At 74.5% G+C, this 17,078-nt stretch carries 24 protein-coding genes; 17 read left to right on the top strand and 7 right to left on the bottom strand.

The features are described 5' to 3' along the window. Nucleotides 1-15: 15 nt before the first annotated feature. Nucleotides 16-939: a type I pantothenate kinase gene (coaA, locus tag ACTWQH_RS29990; RefSeq protein ID WP_443289940.1), complete on the top strand. Its 924-nt coding sequence runs from the start codon at nt 16-18 to the stop codon at nt 937-939. Nucleotides 940-1,030: 91 nt separating this feature from the next. On the opposite strand, the gene ACTWQH_RS29985 is transcribed toward coaA, so the two are convergent. Then, nucleotides 1,031-2,491: an NAD(P)H-hydrate dehydratase gene (locus ACTWQH_RS29985; protein WP_443289939.1), complete on the bottom strand. Its 1,461-nt coding sequence runs from the start codon at nt 2,489-2,491 to the stop codon at nt 1,031-1,033. Between the two features lie 60 nt (nt 2,492-2,551). Here ACTWQH_RS29985 and alr point away from each other — a divergent pair, with 60 nt between their 5' ends. The 3 genes from alr to tsaE are packed head-to-tail and all read left to right on the top strand — an operon-like array spanning nt 2,552 to nt 5,372. After that, nucleotides 2,552-3,772 carry an alanine racemase gene (gene alr, locus ACTWQH_RS29980; protein ID WP_443289938.1) on the top strand — a complete coding sequence of 407 codons (1,221 nt, stop codon included), beginning with the start codon at nt 2,552-2,554 and terminating at the stop codon, nt 3,770-3,772. Then, the gene (locus ACTWQH_RS29975; protein WP_443289937.1) at nt 3,769-4,863 is read left to right on the top strand and encodes an alpha/beta fold hydrolase; all 1,095 of its coding nucleotides are present in this window, start codon (nt 3,769-3,771) and stop codon (nt 4,861-4,863) included. The genes alr and ACTWQH_RS29975 overlap by 4 nt, the downstream gene beginning before the upstream one ends. Then, nucleotides 4,860-5,372, top strand: a complete 513-nt coding sequence (gene tsaE, locus ACTWQH_RS29970) for a tRNA (adenosine(37)-N6)-threonylcarbamoyltransferase complex ATPase subunit type 1 TsaE (RefSeq protein WP_443289936.1) — start codon at nt 4,860-4,862, stop codon at nt 5,370-5,372. Before ACTWQH_RS29975 ends, tsaE begins: the two co-directional genes overlap by 4 nt. Before the next feature lie 12 nt (nt 5,373-5,384). Here the strand turns inward: tsaE and ACTWQH_RS29965 are convergent, their stop codons facing one another. After that, a complete protein-coding gene (locus ACTWQH_RS29965; protein ID WP_443289935.1) occupies nt 5,385-6,011 on the bottom strand; it encodes a hypothetical protein in 627 nt (208 codons plus the stop codon). A gap of 178 nt (nt 6,012-6,189) precedes the next feature. On the opposite strand from ACTWQH_RS29965, the gene tsaB reads away from it, so the two are divergent. The 7 genes from tsaB (at nt 6,190) to ACTWQH_RS29930 (ending at nt 10,942) form a co-directional block, all read left to right on the top strand. Continuing rightward, nucleotides 6,190-6,870, top strand: coding sequence for a tRNA (adenosine(37)-N6)-threonylcarbamoyltransferase complex dimerization subunit type 1 TsaB (gene tsaB, locus ACTWQH_RS29960; protein ID WP_443289934.1), 681 nt, complete (start codon nt 6,190-6,192; stop codon nt 6,868-6,870). After that, nucleotides 6,867-7,448 (top strand): ribosomal protein S18-alanine N-acetyltransferase, encoded by a 582-nt coding sequence (gene rimI / locus ACTWQH_RS29955; RefSeq protein ID WP_443289933.1) that lies wholly within the window; start codon nt 6,867-6,869, stop codon nt 7,446-7,448. The genes tsaB and rimI overlap by 4 nt, the downstream gene beginning before the upstream one ends. Continuing rightward, a complete protein-coding gene (tsaD, locus tag ACTWQH_RS29950; RefSeq protein WP_443289932.1) occupies nt 7,445-8,584 on the top strand; it encodes a tRNA (adenosine(37)-N6)-threonylcarbamoyltransferase complex transferase subunit TsaD in 1,140 nt (379 codons plus the stop codon). The genes rimI and tsaD overlap by 4 nt, the downstream gene beginning before the upstream one ends. Beyond that, nucleotides 8,581-8,853 carry a hypothetical protein gene (locus ACTWQH_RS29945; protein ID WP_443289931.1) on the top strand — a complete coding sequence of 91 codons (273 nt, stop codon included), beginning with the start codon at nt 8,581-8,583 and terminating at the stop codon, nt 8,851-8,853. Before tsaD ends, ACTWQH_RS29945 begins: the two co-directional genes overlap by 4 nt. 121 nt (nt 8,854-8,974) lie before the next feature. Next, complete coding sequence (locus ACTWQH_RS29940; RefSeq protein WP_443289956.1) at nt 8,975-9,328, top strand: DUF6247 family protein; 354 nt, start codon at nt 8,975-8,977, stop codon at nt 9,326-9,328. Further along, nucleotides 9,325-9,597 carry a hypothetical protein gene (locus ACTWQH_RS29935; protein ID WP_443289930.1) on the top strand — a complete coding sequence of 91 codons (273 nt, stop codon included), beginning with the start codon at nt 9,325-9,327 and terminating at the stop codon, nt 9,595-9,597. Before ACTWQH_RS29940 ends, ACTWQH_RS29935 begins: the two co-directional genes overlap by 4 nt. Nucleotides 9,598-9,958: 361 nt before the next feature. Next, entirely contained in the window at nt 9,959-10,942 is a 984-nt protein-coding gene (locus ACTWQH_RS29930) for a DMT family transporter (RefSeq protein ID WP_443289929.1), read from the top strand. On the opposite strand, the gene ACTWQH_RS29925 is transcribed toward ACTWQH_RS29930, so the two are convergent. Both ACTWQH_RS29925 and ACTWQH_RS29920 read right to left on the bottom strand, forming a co-directional pair. Further along, on the bottom strand, nt 10,884-11,192 hold the full coding sequence (locus ACTWQH_RS29925) for an AzlD domain-containing protein (RefSeq protein ID WP_443289928.1): 309 nt from the start codon (nt 11,190-11,192) through the stop codon (nt 10,884-10,886). The two genes, ACTWQH_RS29930 and ACTWQH_RS29925, sit on opposite strands and share 59 nt — an antisense overlap. Then, nucleotides 11,192-11,887, bottom strand: coding sequence for an AzlC family ABC transporter permease (locus ACTWQH_RS29920; protein ID WP_443289927.1), 696 nt, complete (start codon nt 11,885-11,887; stop codon nt 11,192-11,194). The genes ACTWQH_RS29925 and ACTWQH_RS29920 overlap by 1 nt, the downstream gene beginning before the upstream one ends. A gap of 148 nt (nt 11,888-12,035) precedes the next feature. Between ACTWQH_RS29920 and ACTWQH_RS29915 the strand changes: the two genes are divergently transcribed. Further along, nucleotides 12,036-12,599, top strand: a complete 564-nt coding sequence (locus ACTWQH_RS29915; protein ID WP_443289926.1) for a helix-turn-helix domain-containing protein — start codon at nt 12,036-12,038, stop codon at nt 12,597-12,599. Then, complete coding sequence (locus tag ACTWQH_RS29910; protein ID WP_443289925.1) at nt 12,592-13,170, top strand: DinB family protein; 579 nt, start codon at nt 12,592-12,594, stop codon at nt 13,168-13,170. The genes ACTWQH_RS29915 and ACTWQH_RS29910 overlap by 8 nt, the downstream gene beginning before the upstream one ends. A 130-nt stretch (nt 13,171-13,300) precedes the next feature. Here ACTWQH_RS29910 and ACTWQH_RS29905 read toward each other — a convergent pair whose 3' ends face one another. After that, on the bottom strand, nt 13,301-13,426 hold the full coding sequence (locus ACTWQH_RS29905; protein WP_443289924.1) for a hypothetical protein: 126 nt from the start codon (nt 13,424-13,426) through the stop codon (nt 13,301-13,303). Between the two features lie 73 nt (nt 13,427-13,499). Here ACTWQH_RS29905 and ACTWQH_RS29900 point away from each other — a divergent pair, with 73 nt between their 5' ends. From ACTWQH_RS29900 to ACTWQH_RS29885, 4 genes are all read left to right on the top strand, one after another. After that, nucleotides 13,500-14,045: an MOSC domain-containing protein gene (locus ACTWQH_RS29900; RefSeq protein ID WP_443289923.1), complete on the top strand. Its 546-nt coding sequence runs from the start codon at nt 13,500-13,502 to the stop codon at nt 14,043-14,045. Between the two features lie 235 nt (nt 14,046-14,280). Next, a complete protein-coding gene (locus tag ACTWQH_RS29895) occupies nt 14,281-14,745 on the top strand; it encodes an SRPBCC family protein (protein WP_443289922.1) in 465 nt (154 codons plus the stop codon). Further along, a complete protein-coding gene (locus ACTWQH_RS29890) occupies nt 14,742-15,080 on the top strand; it encodes an ArsR/SmtB family transcription factor (RefSeq protein WP_443289921.1) in 339 nt (112 codons plus the stop codon). Before ACTWQH_RS29895 ends, ACTWQH_RS29890 begins: the two co-directional genes overlap by 4 nt. A 91-nt stretch (nt 15,081-15,171) precedes the next feature. Further along, nucleotides 15,172-15,612 (top strand): SRPBCC family protein, encoded by a 441-nt coding sequence (locus tag ACTWQH_RS29885; RefSeq protein WP_443289920.1) that lies wholly within the window; start codon nt 15,172-15,174, stop codon nt 15,610-15,612. Nucleotides 15,613-15,771: 159 nt separating this feature from the next. Here ACTWQH_RS29885 and ACTWQH_RS29880 read toward each other — a convergent pair whose 3' ends face one another. Both ACTWQH_RS29880 and ACTWQH_RS29875 read right to left on the bottom strand, forming a co-directional pair. Next, complete coding sequence (locus tag ACTWQH_RS29880; RefSeq protein WP_443289919.1) at nt 15,772-16,437, bottom strand: GNAT family N-acetyltransferase; 666 nt, start codon at nt 16,435-16,437, stop codon at nt 15,772-15,774. Nucleotides 16,438-16,466: 29 nt separating this feature from the next. Beyond that, the coding region (locus tag ACTWQH_RS29875) for a hypothetical protein (RefSeq protein WP_443289918.1) at nt 16,467-17,078 on the bottom strand (612 nt) is incomplete at its 5' end.

The raw sequence follows: 17,078 nt of genomic DNA, 5'->3' as shown, positions 1-17,078 counted from the left end.
CCGGAGAATGTCCGCGTGGCAGCCTCCACCCCATTTGTTGAACTGAGCCGCGCGGAGTGGAGTGCGCTGCGCGCCCGCACGCCCCTGACGCTGAACGCCGGCGAGCTGGCGCGCCTGCGCGGCCTGGGCGACGTGACCGACCTGGACGAGGTGCGGGAGGTGTATCTGCCGCTGTCCCGGCTCCTGAATCTGTACGTCGCGGCGACGGATCGTCTGCGGGAGGCGGTCGGGACGTTCCTCGGCGGTGCCCAGCCGCCGACGCCGTTCGTCATCGGCCTGGCGGGGAGCGTCGCGGTCGGCAAGTCGACAATCGCGCGGCTGCTGAGGGAACTGCTGGCCCGCTGGCCGGAGCACCCGCGGGTGGAGCTGGTGACGACGGACGGGTTCCTGCTGCCCAACGCCGAGTTGGCGCGGCGCGGGCTGATGCGGCGCAAGGGTTTCCCCGAGTCGTACGACCGGCGGGCGCTGGTGCGGTTCGTGGCGGAGGTGAAGGCGGGGCGGGCGGAGGTCGGCGCGCCGGTCTACTCCCACCTGCGGTACGACATCGTGCCGGGCGAGCGGCAGACGGTGCGGCGGCCGGACATCCTCATCGTGGAGGGGCTGAACGTGCTGCAGCAGGCGCCGCCGGGGCGGGTGGGGCTGGCGGACTACTTCGACTTCTCGGTCTATGTGGACGCGAGGGTTGAGGATATCCGGCGGTGGTATCTGGAGCGGTTCCGGCGGCTGCGGGCGACGGCGTTCCGGGAGCGGGAGTCGTACTTCCGGAGGTATGCGGAGATTCCGGAGGGGGAGGCGATGGCGTACGCGGAGGGGACGTGGCGGGACGTCAACGAGCGGAACCTGGTGGAGAACATCGTGCCTACTCGGCAGCGGGCGACGCTCGTCCTCCGGAAGGGGCCGGACCACGCCGTCAGCGGCGTGCGGCTGCGGCGGCTGTGATTCCCCCGTGGCTCACGATGGCGCCCCACCCCCGAGTGGGGTGCCGGGGTGTGGGCGGCGAACCGCGGGGGTCCGGGGGCGGGGCCCCCGGCTAGGCCCGCCCGAGGGCGGCCCATGCCGCCGGCAGGGCGGTCGTGACCGTCGTCGCGCTCGGCGGTGGCGGGGCCAGAGCGCCCGCCAGGCCGTGGATGTACGCGGCCGCGGACGCCGCGTCGAGCGGGGCCAGCCCGGCGGCCAGGAGGGAGCCCGCCAGGCCGGACAGGACGTCGCCGCTGCCGGCCGTGGCGAGCCACGCCGTGCCGGTCGGGTTCGCGACGACAGGTCCCGCGGGGCCCGCCACCAGCGTCGTCGAGCCCTTCAGCAGCACGGTCGCGCCGTACCGCTCCGCCAGCTCCCGCACCGACGCCAGCCGCGCGCCCTCCACGCGCTCGCGCGAGGTGCCCAGCAGCGCCGCCGCCTCCCCGGCGTGCGGCGTGAGCACCGTCGGCGCCGCCCGGTCGCGCAGCGCCTCCGGGCTGATCTGCCGCAGCCCGTCCGCGTCCACCAGCACCGGCACCCCCGCCCGCAGCACGTCCGCCACCGTCTCCCCCGCGTCCGGCCCCGTGCCAAGGCCCGGGCCCACCACCCACGCCTGGACCCGGCCCGCCCGGTGCGGCGGGCCCTCCGGGGTCACCAGCGACTCGGGGTAGCGGGCGATCACCGACTCGTGCGCCGGGCCGACGTACCGCACCGCGCCCGCGCCGCCGTGCAGCGCGCCGCCGACGGCGAGCACGGCCGCGCCCGGGTAGCGGGCCGAGCCCGCCGCCACGCCGACCACGCCCCGCCGGTACTTGTCGGCCGTGGCCGGGGGCCGGGGCAGCAGCGCCGCCACCTCCCCGTGGCCGAGGGCCACCACGTCCGGCTCGGCCGGGAGGTGGGGGCCCAGGCCGATGTCCACGAACCGCACCTCGCCGGCGTACTCGCGGGCCGGGTCGATCAGCAGCCCCGGCTTGTGCGTCCCGAAGGTCACGGTCAACGCCGCCCGCACCGCCGGGCCCAGCACCTCGCCGCTGTCCGGCTCGATGCCGCTGGGCAGGTCCACGGCGACGACGGGCGTGCGCCGCTGCGCCACCGGCTCCAGCAGCTCGGCCGCGCCCGGCCGCAGCCCGCCCCGGCCGCCGATGCCGGTGATGCCGTCCACCACGAGCGTGGCGCCCGCCAGGACCCGCCCCGCCGCGGCCCGGTCGGCGGCGTCCACCACGCGCCCGCCCGCCGCGCGCAGCGCCGCCAGGCCCCCGGCGTGCGCGCGTTCCGGCGACAGCAGCACCGCCGTGACGCCGGCGCCGCGCCGGGCGAGCCGGGCGCCGGCGTACAGGGCGTCGCCGCCGTTGTCGCCGCCGCCGACCAGCAGCGCGACGCGCGCGCCATAGGGGCGGACGAGGCCCGCGCAGGCGGCGGCCAGCCCGGCGGCGGCGCGGGCCATCAGCGTTCCCTCGGGCAGCCGGGCCATCAACGCCGCCTCGGCGGCCCGGACGGTCTCCACGCGGTAGGCCGCGCGATACGCACTCCTCATGGGCCCCAGTCTGGCCAACGCAGGGCTCGACGAACGCCCATTCCTGCGACACTGGGACCGATGAGCGACGTTTCACCTCCCGCGGCGTGGCGGCTGCGCGCCGACATCGACCTCGGCGCGCTGCGCGCGAACGTGCGGGCCCTGCGGCAACGGGCCTCGGGCGGCGCCGGGTTGATGGCCGTGGTCAAGGCCGACGGGTACGGGCACGGGCTGCTGCCGTGCGCCCGCGCGGCGCGGCGCGGCGGCGCCGACTGGCTCGGCGCCGCCACCCCCGAGGAGGCCCTGGCGCTGCGCGCCGACGGCGACACCGGCCCGCTGCTGTGCTGGCTGTGGACGCCCGGCGGGCCGTGGCGGGAGGCGATCGAGGCCGGCATCGACGTGTCGGCCTCCGGGCTGTGGGCGCTGGAGGAGATCAACGCCGCGGCGCGCGCCGCCGGCCGCGTCGCCCGCGTTCACCTGAAGGCCGACACGGGACTTGGCCGCAACGGGGCGCAGCCCGCCGACTGGTCCGCGCTGGTGGCCGCCGCCCGCGCCGCCGAGGCCGAGGGCACGGCGCGGGTCACCGGCGTGTGGTCGCACTTCGCCTGCGCCGACGAGCCGGGCCATCCCTCGATCGCCGCCCAGCAGGCGGCGTTCGCCGAGGCCCTGGCCGTGGCCGCGCGGGCCGGTCTCGACCCGGAGGTGCGGCACTTCGCCAACTCGCCCGCCACCCTCACCCTGCCCGGCGCCCACTACGACCTGGTGCGCTGCGGCGTTTCGGTCTACGGCCTCAGCCCGTCGCCGGAGATCGGCCAGCCTGCGGACTTCGGGCTGCGGCCGGTGATGACGCTGCGGGCGCGGCTGGCCGCCGTCAAGCGGGTGCCGGGCGGGCACGGCGTGAGCTACGGCCACCGGTACACCACGCCCGGCGAGACCACGCTCGCCCTCGTCCCGGCGGGGTACGCCGACGGCATCCCGCGCCACGCCTCCGGCAGCGGGCCGGTGCTGGTGGCGGGCAAGCTGCGGACGGTCGCGGGGCGGGTGGCGATGGACCAGTTCGTGGTGGACCTGGGCGGGGACGCGGCGGCGGCGGGCGACGAGGCGGTGCTGTTCGGGCCGGGGGACCGGGGCGAGCCGACCGCGGAGGACTGGGCCCGCGCGGCCGGGACGATCAGCTACGAGATCGTCACCCGCATCGGGCCGCGCGTGCCGCGCGTCTACATCGGCGGCGAAGGCGGCGAAGGCGGCGAGGGCGGCGAGGGCGGCGAGGGCGGCGAGGACGAGGGGGGCGAGGGCGAGTGAGCTGGGCACGGCGGGCGGGGATCGCCGGGGTGGCGCTCGGCGTCGTGGCGACGGGCGTCGCCGTGGAGCGGCTGACCGTCCACCGCTCGGTACGCCGCAAGGCGCAGCTCGCGCTCGACGCGGCCGCGCCGTTCGGCACGCTGCGCGGCACCCCCGGCACGGCCACCGCCGACGACGGCACCGAGCTGTACTACGAGGTGGAGGGCGGCCCGGACGGGGGTGACGAGGCGGGCCTGACCGTGGTGTTCAGCCACGGGTACTGCCTCGGCCAGGACGTGTGGCACTACCAGCGCGCCGCGCTGCGCGAGGTGCCCGGCGTCCGGGCCGTCTACTGGGACCAGCGCGGGCACGGGCGTTCCGAGCGCGGGCGCGCGCAGCGCGAGGAGGGGGAGCCGGTCAGCATCGACCAGCTCGGCCGCGACCTCATGGCCGTCCTGAACGCCGCCGCGCCGGAGGGGCCCGTGGTGCTGGTCGGGCACTCCATGGGCGGCATGACGATGATGGCGCTGGCCGAGGAGTTCGATGACTGGGTGGCGCGGCGGGTGGCGGGCGTGGCGTTCCTGTCCACCTCGGCCGGGGACCTGGGCGAGGTGACGTATGGCTTCCCGGCCCCGGCCGTCCGGGCGGTCCGCCGGGTGCTGCCGGGCGTGCTGCGGGCTCTCGGCTCGCAGGCGGCGCTGGTGGAACGCGGCCGGCGCGCCGTCGGGGACGTGTACGCGGGCCTGATCCGGCGCTACTCCTTCGGCGACCCGAAGGGGGTCGATCCGGGGGTGGCGCGCTTCGCGGAGCGGCTGATCGACTCGGTGCCGATGGACGTGGTCGCCGAGTTCTACCCCGCGTTCGCCGAGCACGACAAGCTCACGGCGCTGGGCGTGTACAACGGCCTGGGCACGGCGCTGCCGATGCTGGTGCTGACCGGGGACCGGGACGAGGTGACGCCGCCCGAGCACAGCGAGCGCATCGCCGCCGAGCTGCCCCGGGCGGCGTTCGTGACGGTGCCGGGGACGGGGCACCTGGTGCTGCTGGAGACGCCCGAGCAGGTCAATGAGCACCTGGTCGAGCTGGTGGCGCGTAGCATCCTGGAACCATGAGCCGCACGAACACGAGCACGGGCGCGAGCACGTCGTCGATCACCGTCGCGGTCGACGGCCCGGAGCGTACGCGCGCGCTGGGGCGTTCGCTCGCCGCGCTGCTGCGGCCCGGGGACCTGGTGGTGCTCAGCGGTGAGCTGGGCGCCGGCAAGACCACGCTGACGCGCGGCATCGGCGAGGGCCTGGGCGTGCGCGGCCCGATCACCTCACCGACCTTCGTCATCGCCCGCGTCCACCCGCCGCTGGGGGACGGTCCTCCGCTGGTCCACGCCGACGCCTACCGGCTGGGCGGCGACCTGGCGGAGCTGGAGGACCTGGACCTGGACGCGGCGCTGCCGGAGTCGGTGGTCGTGGTGGAGTGGGGCGAGGGCAAGGTCGAGGGCCTGGCGGACGAGCGGCTGCACGTGGCCCTGCATCACCCGGAGGAGGCGGCGGACGAGCGGCGCACGATGACGTTCACGGGGGTCGGCCCGCGCTGGCACGGGGTGGATCTGGCGGCGCTGGGGTAGCCCCGGCCGCCCTTACGGCACGACGACGACCGCCGTGCCCTGCACGGCGAAGAGCCACATGTCGGCGCCGTCGGAGCGGGACTGGCGGATGCCGCCGGTGCGGATGTCGGAGTCCGGGTCCGGGGTCGAGCCGTCCACCGCGGAGGAGAAGCCGAAGACGACGCCGTCGCTGGCGACGTGGAAGACCATGGTGTGCTCGATCTGCACGCCGTCCGAGCCGGTGCCCTCCGGGATGCGGGAGGTGATCTCGTACTCCCCTGGGGGCGGGTCCACCGAGCTGGGGAACACCTCGTACGTGTCCCTGACCTCCTCGCCCGTGCCGTCGAGCGCGATGTCGACGAGCCAGACGCGGCTCTGCTCCACGGAGTAGACCACTCGCTTGCCCGTCCCCGATTCGGGTGGCAGCGCCGGCTCGCCGCTGCCGGGGTCGTCGCGGCCGTCCGTGCCGCCGCCGCCCTTCTCCCCGTCGGTGTCGCCGTCGCCGCTCGGGGCGGCGGACTCCGGCGTGGGCGGGCCCGCCAGCGGGCGGTCGTCCCCGGCCGAGGCCTGGTAGGCGAAGAACGCGACCACGCCGAGCGCCACGACCGTCAGCGCGGTCACGAGCACCCCGGGACGGGTGCCGGAGGAATGGCGCGCCACGATGCTGCCTTTCGCTCGCCGCTCGGGCTCTCACGGTGGGTAGGGACGCTGGCGACGCTACCAGGCGGCGGGCGCGTCGCGGCGTCGCGGCGTCGCGGCGTCGCGGCGTCACGGCGGGGACCAGGAGCTCCGCCCCCGGTGGAGTGGCGGGCGCGCGGGAGCGCATACGCTTGCTGGCGTGCTGCTGCTCGCCATGGACACCGCCACTCCCGCCGTCACCGTCGCGCTGCACGAGGGCGAGGGCCGCGAGGGCGGCCGTACCCTGGCCGCCGCCACCCGGGTGGACGCGCGGCGGCACGGCGAGCTGCTGCTGCCCGCCGTGGAGCGGGTGCTGGCCGAGGCGGGGCGCGGCCTGGCCGAGGTGACGGGGATCGTGGTGGGCACCGGGCCGGGGCCGTACACCGGGCTGCGCGTGGGCCTGGCCACCGCCGCCGCGCTCGGCGCCGCCCGCGGCGTACCCGTGCACGGCGTGTGCACGCTCGACGCGATGGCGTACGCCGTCGGCGCCGGTCTGGACGGGGCGTTCGTCGTCGTCACGGACGCCCGGCGCAAGGAGGTGTACTGGGCGCGCTACGCCGACGCCCGCACGCGTGTCGCGGGCCCGGCCGTGGACCGGCCCGCCGAGCTGCCGCGCGAGGTGACGCGGCTGCCCGCCGCCGGGGCCGGGGCGCTGCTGTACCCGGAGGTGTTCGGCGAGGCGCGGCCCGGGCTGCCCGAGCACGCCTCGGCCGCCGCGCTCGCCGCGCTGGCGGCGGAGCGGCTGGCCGCCGGGGTGGCGCTGTCCGAGCCGCTGCCGATGTACCTGCGCCGCCCCGACGCGCGCGAGCCCGCCGGCTACAAGGCGGTCACGCCGTCATGACCGGCACGATCTCGCTGCGCGAGATGCGCTGGTGGGACCTGGAGGCGGTGGTGGCGCTCGAGCGGGAGCTGTTTCCCGAGGACGCCTGGTCGGCGGGGATGTTCTGGTCGGAGCTGGCCCGCGCGCGCGGCCCGCGCCGCACCCGCCACTACGTGCTGGCCGAGCACGGCGATGCCCTCGCCGGGTACGCCGGGCTGGCGGCCTCCGGGTCGGGCGGCCAGGGCGGCCAGGGCGGCCACGTCACGGGCGACGTGCAGACGATCGCCGTCGCCCCGGCCGAGCAGGGGCGGGGGCTGGGCGCCCGCCTGCTGACCGAGCTGCTTCGGGCCGCGACGGGCTTCGGCTGCCGCGAGGTGTTCCTGGAGGTGCGCGCCGACAACGAGCGCGCGCAGCGGCTGTACAAGCGCTTCGGCTTCGAGGCGGTCGGCATCCGCCGCGGCTACTACCAGCCCGGCAACCACGACGCCCTGACGATGCGCCGCGACCACGCGGAGGAGGACGCGAAGAAAGCCGTGAAGGAAGCCGTGAGGGAAGCCGCACAAGGAAGAGGAGAGGGAGAGGGAGACGCGGACCGATGAGTGACGAACCGCTCGTCCTGGGCATCGAGACATCCTGCGACGAGACCGGCGTCGGCATCGTCCGGGGCCACACGCTGCTGGCCGACGCCGTCGCGTCGAGCGTCGACGAGCACGCGCGGTACGGCGGCGTGGTGCCCGAGATCGCCAGCCGCGCGCACCTGGAGGCGATGGTCCCCACCATCGAGCGCGCCCTGAAGGAGGCCGGGGTCGCGGCCGGGGACCTCGACGGCATCGCCGTGACGGCCGGGCCCGGCCTGGCGGGCGCGCTGCTGGTGGGCGTCGCGGCGGCCAAGGCGTACGCCTACGGGCTGGGCAAGCCGCTGTACGGCGTCAACCACCTCGCCTCGCACGTCTGCGTCGACCAGCTCGAGCACGGGCCGCTGCCGGAGCCGACGATGGCGCTGCTGGTCTCGGGCGGGCACTCCTCGCTGCTGCTCGCCCCGGACATCACCTCGGACGTGCGGCCGCTGGGCGCGACGATCGACGACGCGGCGGGGGAGGCGTTCGACAAGGTGGCGCGGGTGCTGGGGCTCGGCTTCCCGGGCGGGCCGGTCATCGATCGCCGCGCGCGGGAGGGCGACCCGGACGCCATACGGTTCCCGCGCGGCCTGACGGGGCCGCGCGACGCGCCGTACGACTTCTCCTTCTCCGGCCTGAAGACGGCCGTGGCGCGGTGGGTCGAGGCGCGGCGCGCGGCGGGCGAGCCGGTGCCGGTGGCGGACGTGGCGGCGTCCTTCCAGGAGGCGGTCACGGACGTGCTGACGAGGAAGGCGATCCGGGCCTGCAAGGCCGAGGGCGTCGACCACCTGATGATCGGCGGCGGCGTGGCGGCCAACTCCCGGCTGCGGGCCATGGCGGAGGAGCGGTGCGCCGACGCGGGGCTGACGCTGCGGGTGCCGCGCCCGAAGCTGTGCACGGACAACGGCGCGATGGTGGCTTCGCTCGGCGCGGAGATGATGGCGCGGGGGCGGGCCCCCTCGGACCTGGCGCTGCCCGCCGACTCGTCGCTGCCGGTGACGCACACCCACGTGCCGGGCAACGGCCACGGCCACGGCCACGGCCATGGCCACGATCACGATCACGATCACGAGCTGAGCCGCGCCAACCTCTCCGAGCCGGGGGAGGGCACCGCGTGACGGTGGCACTGATGTGGGAGGCCCGTGCCGCCGCCGGCCGGGGCGGCGAACTGCTGGCCTGGGCCCGCGCCCAGGTCCTCGACCCGGCCCCGGCACGCCGCGAGACCTTCACGGCGCCGCAGGACCGGGTGCTGGTCATCACCTGGTGGCGGGGCGAGCCGGGCGGCGAACTCCCGGACCCGCCGGGCGAGCTGCTGCACCGGCCGGTGCACCGCTGGCGCTTCACGCGGACCGCGGAAGGGCCGGGGGAGGGCGAGGGTGAAGACTGACCGTTCCTCGGCGCACGCATGTCAAGCGACTGTCGAATGATCACTCATATGGATGGAGTGATGTCCGTTTAGGACGAGTACGCTGGGGCCTCGGTTGAGAATCCCGCCCATGGGAGAACGCATGACGGCTGGTGTGTCTGAACAGCCCCTGATTCCGCAGCCCTCCGCGACGGTTGCCGCGCTGCGGGAGGCGATTGCGCAGATCGCCCCGGTAGCCCTGCCGGCCTTTACGCGTGAACTGGACCGGGCGGCCGACCAGGCGCGTCAGGGCTCTGACCTTGCACCTCTGCGGCGCTTCGTGACTCAGTGGTCCGTCTATGTGCAGATTCAACGCCATCCGCGGCTCGCCGTGCGGCTGCGAGAACTGGAGGACATGGTCGCCCACGGCGGCACACCTCACGTGCGTCAGGCCGCCTCCGAGATCGGCCGGATCCTCGACGAAGCTCACGCCGCACTCGCGGCGACTTCGTCGTGAGCGAGGCTTGGCGCTGGGAGTACGACCCCGATCGCGATCATGTTGCCGGCGGAATTCCTGCCAGGATGGCGAGCGAGGTCGAGCGGCTTGTCGCTCAGCTCGTGGAACTCGCCGATATGGGCATCGACGTCACCGACATGGGAGACGGGCCGCGTCCGGGAGGGCTCCGCCGCATGGACGCAGCCGGAGGCTGGTTCTATTTCCTCGCCTCACCGCGGGACAGGCTGATCATTGTCGTGCGCATCATTCCGCCGCTGGAGAGCTTGTAGCTTTTGCCCGTGGCCGATCATGACCGTTTGCCCCGCGCGGAGTTCGCGTTGCGGGACCTGCGGCGCGACGGGCTCGTGGCGGCGAACCTCTCCGGGGAGAAGACCGCGACGATCTCGCTGCTCGCCGACTACGCCGGCGGCGCGGAGCCCACGCCCGTCGGGCCCGCTCGCTGCTGTTCGACTCCGGCGACCCGGGCTTCACCGTCACGGACACGACCCCTTTCGTCGCCGAGCGCTTCCGCGTCGTGGAGCGGCTTACGCGTGAGGCTGCTGTCGGCCGTTCGGCGCCCTCACCCACGCCCTCGGTGGCGAACGTAAATTCGATGAGTCCCGAACCGTCCATGCCTTAGCGTCTGCCGGTATGGAACGCCAGAAGGAGTGGCCCGCGCTCGCCGCGGCAGGAGTGACCGTCGTGCTGTGGGCCTCGGCCTTCGTCTCGATCCGCAGCGCCGGGGAGTCGTACTCGCCGGGCGCCCTGGCCCTGGGCCGCCTGCTGGCCGGGGCCCTGGTGCTGGGCGCTATATGCCTGATACGCCGCGAGGGCTGGCCGCCGCGCGCCGCGTGGCCGGGCATCGCGTGCTCGGGCGTGCTGTGGTTCGGCCTCTACATGGTGGCGTTGAACTGGGGTGAGCGGGAGGTCGACGCGGGCACGGCGGCCATGGTGGTGAACATCGGGCCCATCCTCGTCGCGCTGTTGAGCGCCAGGCTGCTGGGCGAGGGACTGCCGCGCCCGCTGCTGGTGGGCATAGCGGTCTCCTTCGCCGGCGCCGTGGTCGTCGGCCTGTCGATGTCCACGGACGGCTCGGGCTCCGGCTCGTCCGACGCCTCGCTGCTGGGGGTGCTGCTGTGCCTGCTGGCGGCCGTCACCTACGCCATCGGCGTCGTCTCGCAGAAGCCCGCGCTCCGCCACTCCGGGCCGCTCCAGGTCACCTTCTACGGCTGCCTCATCGGCGCGGTCGCGTGCCTGCCCTTCTCCGGTGTCCTCCTCTCCGAGGTCGCGGACGCCCCCGCCTCCGCGACGCTCAACATGATCTACCTCGGCGTGTTTCCCACCGCCCTCGCCTTCACGACCTGGGCGTTCGCCCTGTCCCGCATGACCGCCGGGCGGATGGGGTCCACGACGTACGTCGTGCCCGCGCTGGTCGTGCTGATGTCCTGGCTGCTGCTGGACGAGGTGCCCGGGGCGCTCACGCTGGCGGGCGGCGCGCTGTGCCTGTGCGGCGTCGCCGTCTCCCGGCGGCGCCCCCGCACCGGCACGGGCACAGGCACGGGCGCGAGCCGGGTGGTCATGGCACGCCGCACAGCCGCAGCAGCGCCGTGGTCGCGGCGGCCGCGAGGACGATGACCGGGAACGGGGCCCGGCGCAGCGCCAGCGCCCCGGCCACCAGCACCCCCGCGGGCCGGGACCAGCCAGCGAAGCCCCTGTCCTCGGTGAGCGCCGCGCTGGCCACCAGCGCGACCAGCAGCACCGCCGTGGCGGTGGCCAGCAGGCGCCGCAGCCCCTCCGGGATCTCCAGCCGCCCGTGCAGCGCGGGACCCGCCAGCCGGAAGGCGTAGGTCCCGGCCGCCAGCACCAGGATGGCGAGCAGCGGCATCAGCGCACCTCCTCCTCGCGTATGCGTGTGCGTGTGCGTATGCGTGCGCGTATGCGGGTCGCGGGGCCGCCCCGCCGCGGGATCAGCAGCCCGGCCAGCGCCAGCAGCACCGGCAGCCCGGCGGGCAGGAACGGCGTCGACGCGACCGCGATGACGACGCCGGCCAGCGACGCCTCCCGGGTGCGGCGGTCCCGCAGCGCGGGCAGCACCAGCGCCAGCAGCACGGCGGGGAACGCGGCGTCCAGCCCCAGCGCGTCGGTGTCGCCGATGCTGCCGCCCGCCATCGCGCCGAGCACCACCGCCGCGTTCCACACCACGAAGAGGGCGATGCCGCACGCCCAGAACGCCGCGCGCCGCTGCCGCGTGTCGCGCTGCCCCATGGCGAACGCCACCGACTCGTCTATCAGCAGGTGCGCGCCGAGCAGCCGGGTCCGCCACCGCTCGCCGAGCACGTCGGCGACGGCGAAGCCGAAGGGCAGGTGCCGCGCGTTGAGCACCAGCCCGGCCGCGACGGCCGCCGCCGGGCTGCCGCCGGAGAGCACCACCGCGACCGCCGCGAACTGCGCGCCCCCGGCGAACACCACGAGCGACATGACGACCGGCACCCACGCCGCCAGCCCGCCCGAGACCGCGATGGCCCCGAACGAGGCGCCGACGAGCGCGTCGGCGACGCAGACCAGGCCGATGTCCCGCATCGTGCCGGGGTCCAGACCGAGACGACCGACTGTTCGGTGAAACGAACGCATGTACGCTATGATGAACCCACCGGCTGCCGTTCGTCAAGCCGTACGATTGGTAGTCCACGGCGAACGGAACCGAACGGCATGGAGGAGGACACGGAGCATGGGAAACGGCACCCCCAGCGACCTCACCGCCCGCATCGCGGCCTCCCTCCGCCGCGAGCGCGACCGCGCGGGCCTGTCCCTCACCGAGGCGGCCCGCCGCGCGGGCATCGCCAAGTCCACCCTCTCCCAGCTCGAATCCGGCGTCGGCAACCCCGGCGTCGAGACGCTGTGGGCCCTCGGCGTCGCCCTGGAGGTGCCCTTCAGCCGCCTCGTCGACCCGCCCCGCACCGCCGTGCGCGTCATCAGGGCCGGCGAGGGCCCCGTCACCCACGCCGAGCGCGCCGCCTACGCCGCCACCCTGCTCGCCTCCAGCCCGCCCCACGCCCGCCGCGACATCTACCGCATCGCCGCCGAGCCCGGCGAGCCGCGCGTCTCCGACCCCCACAACCCCGGCTCCGTCGAGCACGTCGTCCTCAGCACCGGCCGCGCCCTGGTCGGCCCCGCCGAGGAGCCCGTCGAGCTCGCCCCCGGCGACTACATCACCTACGCCGGCGACGCCCCCCACATCTTCAAGGCTCTGGACCCGCAGACGACGGCCGTGCTGGTGATGGAGCATGTCTGAGGAGTCTGCGGCGCAGGCGACCAGCCCACGCCGCCGCAGAGCCGAGCTGTTCACCGGCCCCGGGGCGGACCGGCGTTTCCAGACCCCCGCCACCGCAGGCGAACGCACCATGCTCGCCGACGTCCTCGCCGCCCAGCGCGCCACGCTGGAGCTGAAGTGCCACGGCCTGGGCCCGGAGCTGGCCCGCCGCGCCGTGGAGCCCTCAACGCTGTCGCTGCTCGGCCTGGTCCGCCACCTCGCCGACGTCGAACGCCGCTGGTTCCGCCGGGTCCTGGCGGGTCAGGCCGCGCCCCCGCGCTTCGCCACCGAGGCCAACCCCGACGAGGACTTCGACGGCGCGACCCCCGACCCGGCGGTGGTGGCGGAGGCCTGGGACGCCTGGCGCGCCGAGGTGGCGTTCGCCGAGGTGTTCGCCGCCGACGCGCCCAGCCTCGACATCACGGGCGAGGACGCCTGGCGCGGCGTCGTGTCGCTGCGCTGGGTCCTGGTTCACATGATCGAGGAGTACGCCCGCCACAACGGCCACGCCGACCTGCTGCGCGAGCGGATAGACGGCGCGAGGGGCGTGTGACACCCGCGCCCGCGAGCTGCAGCGAGCCGGCGTCGGCGACCGCGCCGATGACCGGGCTGGCGAGGCCGCCGACGCCGTTCGCGCCGAAGACGCGCTTGTTCAGGGCGAGCGGCCCGTGCCAGATCCCGGCCTACGCCGTCCGTCCGCCCGCCGTGTGGCCGTTGACCTTCTGGAGCCGGAAGCCGCGCGCGGAGAGATCGTCGAACGCCGTCTGGTAGTCCGCCGAGGACAGCCCGCGGCGGGCCTGCCAGGTCACGGCGGGCCCCTTGATCCATGTGCCGAACGCGCGCGTGGGCGTACCGTGTCCATGGCAAGGAGGTGCGTGAGGCATGGGCGGAAGGGTGACGGCCGTCAGCAGCAGCGGCGAGCACTCGTTCAGCAAGGCGAACCGGAAGAGCATCACGCTGCTGGCCGGCCTGGGCGTGGCGGGCGACGCGCACGCCGGCGTCACGGTCAAGCACCGCTCGCGCGTCGCGCAGGACCCGAGCCAGCCGAACCTGCGGCAGGTCCACCTCATCCACGAGGAGCTCTTCGAGGAGGTGGCCCGCGAGGGCTTCACCGTCTCCCCCGGCGAGCTCGGCGAGAACATCACCACCCGGGGCATCGACCTGCTCGCCCTCTCCGCCGGCACCCTGCTCCGCATCGGCGAGGACGACGCGGTGGTGGAGGTCACCGGCCTGCGCAACCCGTGCAGCCAGATCGACGGTTTCCAGCACGGCCTGCTGAAGCAGGTCGTCTTCCGCGACGAGGCGGGGAACCTGGTGCGCAAGGCCGGAATCATGGGCTTTGTGGTGCGGGGCGGCGAGGTGCGGCCGGGCGACGCGATCCGCGTCGAGCCGCCGACGGGGCCGCATCGCCCGCTGGACCGGGTGTGAGGCGCGGCGTGCGACGCGAATACGCCGCTGAGGACTGACGGGCCGTTGTGCCGCGGGCGCGGCCCTGCGATGCCAGAGCCGGGCTCGCGGCGCGCCAGGGCCGCAGCTACGAGACGGGCTGGGACACCCCGGCGGCTCCAGCCGCCGATGAGAGCAACTAAAGGTTGCGCATGGCGAGGGAATGCCCTATCGTCATGCGCAACCAAAGGTTGCAAGAAGAGAGGAGGGCGGCGGGATGGAATACGGCAGCATCGAGCGGGAGATCTACGTGGACGCCACGCCCGAGGTGGTCTACAAGGTCGTCAGCAGCCCCGAGCACCTGCGGGAATGGTGGCCGGACGAAGCGGAACTCGAGCCGGTGCCCGGCGCCACCGGGGTCATCACGTTCGGCGACAGGACCACACCAGAGGCGAGGGTCGTACCGCTCACGGTGGTGGAGGCCGACCCGCCCCGGCGGTTCTCCTTCCGGTGGGTGTACGAGGAGGGCGAGGCCGTGACGTCGGCCAACTCGCTCCTGGTGATCTTCGAACTGGCCCCGTCGGGCGCGGGCACGCTGCTGCGCTTCACCGAGGCGGGGTTCCGGGAGAAGGGCTGGGAGGCGGCCGTGCTCGAGGAGCAGTACCGCGACCACGTCACCGGCTGGGACTACTTCCTGCCCCGCCTCGTTGCCTACGTCGCTCGGCTGGTGTCGACGCCATGACCGTCACCATCGACGACGAGCTCTGGTCGGCGGTGGGGGACCCGACCCGGCGGCGGATGCTCGACTTACTGCTGACCGACGGCGGCGGGACGGCGACCACGCTGAGTGAGCAGCTGCCGGTCACGCGGCAGGCGGTCGCCAAACACCTCGGCGTACTCCACCGGGTCGGGCTGGTCAACGTCACGCCGTCCGGACGCGAGCGCCTCTACGAGGTGGACGAGGCCCAACTCGCCCGCGCGGTCGCGCAACTGTCGTCGGTCGGGGCCACCTGGGACGCCCGGCTGCATCGCATCAAGCGGATCGCCGAAGCAATCCAGCGCAGCCAGGAGGGCTGAGCGCACCTCTCGAACGAACGCCGCCACATCCGTGGCGGCGCTGATGAACCGCGCCCGAATGCCGGCGCCTCCACGAGAAAGAGACATCCAGATGGTGGACATACTGCACAGGATCGGCGTCACGTCGTCTCCCGACGACGTCTACGCGGCCTTGACCACGGTCGATGGGCTGGCGAACTGGTGGACGGAGGACACGGACGGCGACGCCAACCTCGGGGGAGTCATCCGGTTCCGCTTCGTGCCCGGCGGGTTCGACATGAAGGTCCTGGAGGCTCAGCCCGCCGAGCGCGTGCTCTGGGAGGTCGTCGACGGTCCCGAGGAGTGGATCGGCACGCAGGTCCGCTTCGAGCTCAAGCAGGAGGACGACTTCACGATCGTGCTGTTCCGGCACGAAGGCTGGAAGGAGCCGGGGGAGTTCATGTACCACTGCAGCACCAAGTGGGCGACCTTCCTGATGAGCCTCAAGCGGCTGGTCGAAACCGGCGAGGGCGAGCCCGCGCCGCGCGACGTCGCGATCAGCAACTGGCACTAGGCACTCGTCCCTCCAGGCGTCCACGCCACCCGGGCCGATGTGCTCGGGCACCCGGTCGGGCAGGTCCCGGGCATCGAACCACCCCCCGGGCCCACCATGGTGCCGAGCAACAGCAGGCTCGGCACCAGCCCGGTCCACGGCGTCCTGCTGGTCGACACGTCACGTCGTGTCTCCTTGCACCGTCGCGTCCCGGCCGCTGGCGCGTCTCGGCCGCTGCCGCGCCTGGTGCGCCCAGATCAGGCAGTCGTGCCAGGTGTCCTTGCCCGGGCCCTGCGCGGTCCACGCCCGGCAGTGGCGCGGCACCCGCTGCTCGAAGCGATACCCCGCGCGGGTCGCGAGGCGCAGCGAGGCGGTGTTGTCCGGGCGTATCTCCAGCCAGAGGCGCGGGAGGCGCGCGGCGTCGTGCGCCCAGGTGGTGAGGGCGGTGACGCCGCGCAGCGCGAGCCCCTGCCGTCGGCGTTCGGGGCGGATCCAGTACGCCAGCTCCGCGCTGCCCGGTCCGTCGCTGTCCGGCATCAGGCCGAGGGCGCCGACCAGCGTGCCGCGGTCGAGCAGCCCGTACGACACCTGGCCGCCGGCGGCCAGGTCCCAGGCCTGTAACGCCGCCCGCGCGTCGCGGTGCGCGTACGGGCCGCGCGGGTGAGGGCCCCACAGCGCCGTGGCGTTCTCCCCGCTGGTCGCCTCGACCAGCAGGCGCGCGTCACGCGGGGTCAGCGTGCGGAGGCGTAGCCCTTCCGCGAGGTCGAGGTCGAGGTCGAGGTCGGGGTCGGGGTCGGGATCGGAGCCAGGGCCGGGGTCGGGGTCGTCGATGGCTGCGTTCACCATCCCAGGATTCCGGTCCGGTGCCGTCTCGGCTAGGGCAGCTCCAGCGTCCAGATCGTGACGGCGTACCTCTCGTACTGCACCTCGATGAACCCGCTGTCCACCGGGACGTGGTACGCGAACTCGGTGGTCAGGGAGCGGCCCGGCATGACCGTGCCGTAGAGGCTCGTGTCGTATTCGATGCCGGACAGCGAGCTCGCCTCGACGCCGTTCTCTCCGGCGAAGACGTCGGGGCTGAAGGCGGCGTCGATGGGCTCCTCACCCTTGTTTTCCAGGGTGACCGTGAACCAGTACCCCTCCTCGCCGGGATCGAGGCTGTACGGCAGCTTGTCGCTGGGGACGACGTCCAGCGGCGACAGCGTGATCGCCAGGCCACTCGTGTACTCGGCGGTCTGGCCGCCGCTGAAGTGGTGGGTGTTCTCCTCGGGGTCCGGATTCCGCGACTCGTCGCTGATCACCCCGTCGTCGTCCGGCGCGGAGCCGCCGTTGTCGGTGCCTTCGGCGCCGGCGGTCTGCGATGTTTCGTTGTTGGAGTCGTCGCCGTCGCCGCCCGAGGTGCTGAAGGCGACGATGAGGACGAGGAGGAGGGCGGCGGTGCCCGCGGCGATGAGCCAGGGCTGGGAGGAGCGGCGGGGGGTGGTGGG

Origin of the sequence: Streptomyces sp. 6N223, assembly GCF_052246635.1 — a bacterium.
Lineage (GTDB): Bacteria > Actinomycetota > Actinomycetes > Streptomycetales > Streptomycetaceae > Streptomyces.
Note: the sequence above shows the minus strand (reverse complement) of the source record. Positions and strands in the feature narration are given on the sequence as shown.

Coding starts and splice junctions, on each gene's coding strand:
- ACTWQH_RS29985 (WP_443289939.1), bottom strand. CDS start 2,491: ATGAGGAGTGCGTATCGCGCGGCCTACCGCGTGGAGACCGTCCGGGCC.
- alr (WP_443289938.1), top strand. CDS start 2,552: ATGAGCGACGTTTCACCTCCCGCGGCGTGGCGGCTGCGCGCCGACATC.
- tsaE (WP_443289936.1), top strand. CDS start 4,860: ATGAGCCGCACGAACACGAGCACGGGCGCGAGCACGTCGTCGATCACC.
- rimI (WP_443289933.1), top strand. CDS start 6,867: ATGACCGGCACGATCTCGCTGCGCGAGATGCGCTGGTGGGACCTGGAG.
- tsaD (WP_443289932.1), top strand. CDS start 7,445: ATGAGTGACGAACCGCTCGTCCTGGGCATCGAGACATCCTGCGACGAG.
- ACTWQH_RS29940 (WP_443289956.1), top strand. CDS start 8,975: ATGACGGCTGGTGTGTCTGAACAGCCCCTGATTCCGCAGCCCTCCGCG.
- ACTWQH_RS29930 (WP_443289929.1), top strand. CDS start 9,959: ATGGAACGCCAGAAGGAGTGGCCCGCGCTCGCCGCGGCAGGAGTGACC.
- ACTWQH_RS29925 (WP_443289928.1), bottom strand. CDS start 11,192: ATGCCGCTGCTCGCCATCCTGGTGCTGGCGGCCGGGACCTACGCCTTC.
- ACTWQH_RS29920 (WP_443289927.1), bottom strand. CDS start 11,887: ATGCGGGACATCGGCCTGGTCTGCGTCGCCGACGCGCTCGTCGGCGCC.
- ACTWQH_RS29915 (WP_443289926.1), top strand. CDS start 12,036: ATGGGAAACGGCACCCCCAGCGACCTCACCGCCCGCATCGCGGCCTCC.
- ACTWQH_RS29910 (WP_443289925.1), top strand. CDS start 12,592: ATGTCTGAGGAGTCTGCGGCGCAGGCGACCAGCCCACGCCGCCGCAGA.
- ACTWQH_RS29900 (WP_443289923.1), top strand. CDS start 13,500: ATGGGCGGAAGGGTGACGGCCGTCAGCAGCAGCGGCGAGCACTCGTTC.
- ACTWQH_RS29895 (WP_443289922.1), top strand. CDS start 14,281: ATGGAATACGGCAGCATCGAGCGGGAGATCTACGTGGACGCCACGCCC.
- ACTWQH_RS29890 (WP_443289921.1), top strand. CDS start 14,742: ATGACCGTCACCATCGACGACGAGCTCTGGTCGGCGGTGGGGGACCCG.
- ACTWQH_RS29885 (WP_443289920.1), top strand. CDS start 15,172: ATGGTGGACATACTGCACAGGATCGGCGTCACGTCGTCTCCCGACGAC.
- ACTWQH_RS29880 (WP_443289919.1), bottom strand. CDS start 16,437: ATGGTGAACGCAGCCATCGACGACCCCGACCCCGGCCCTGGCTCCGAT.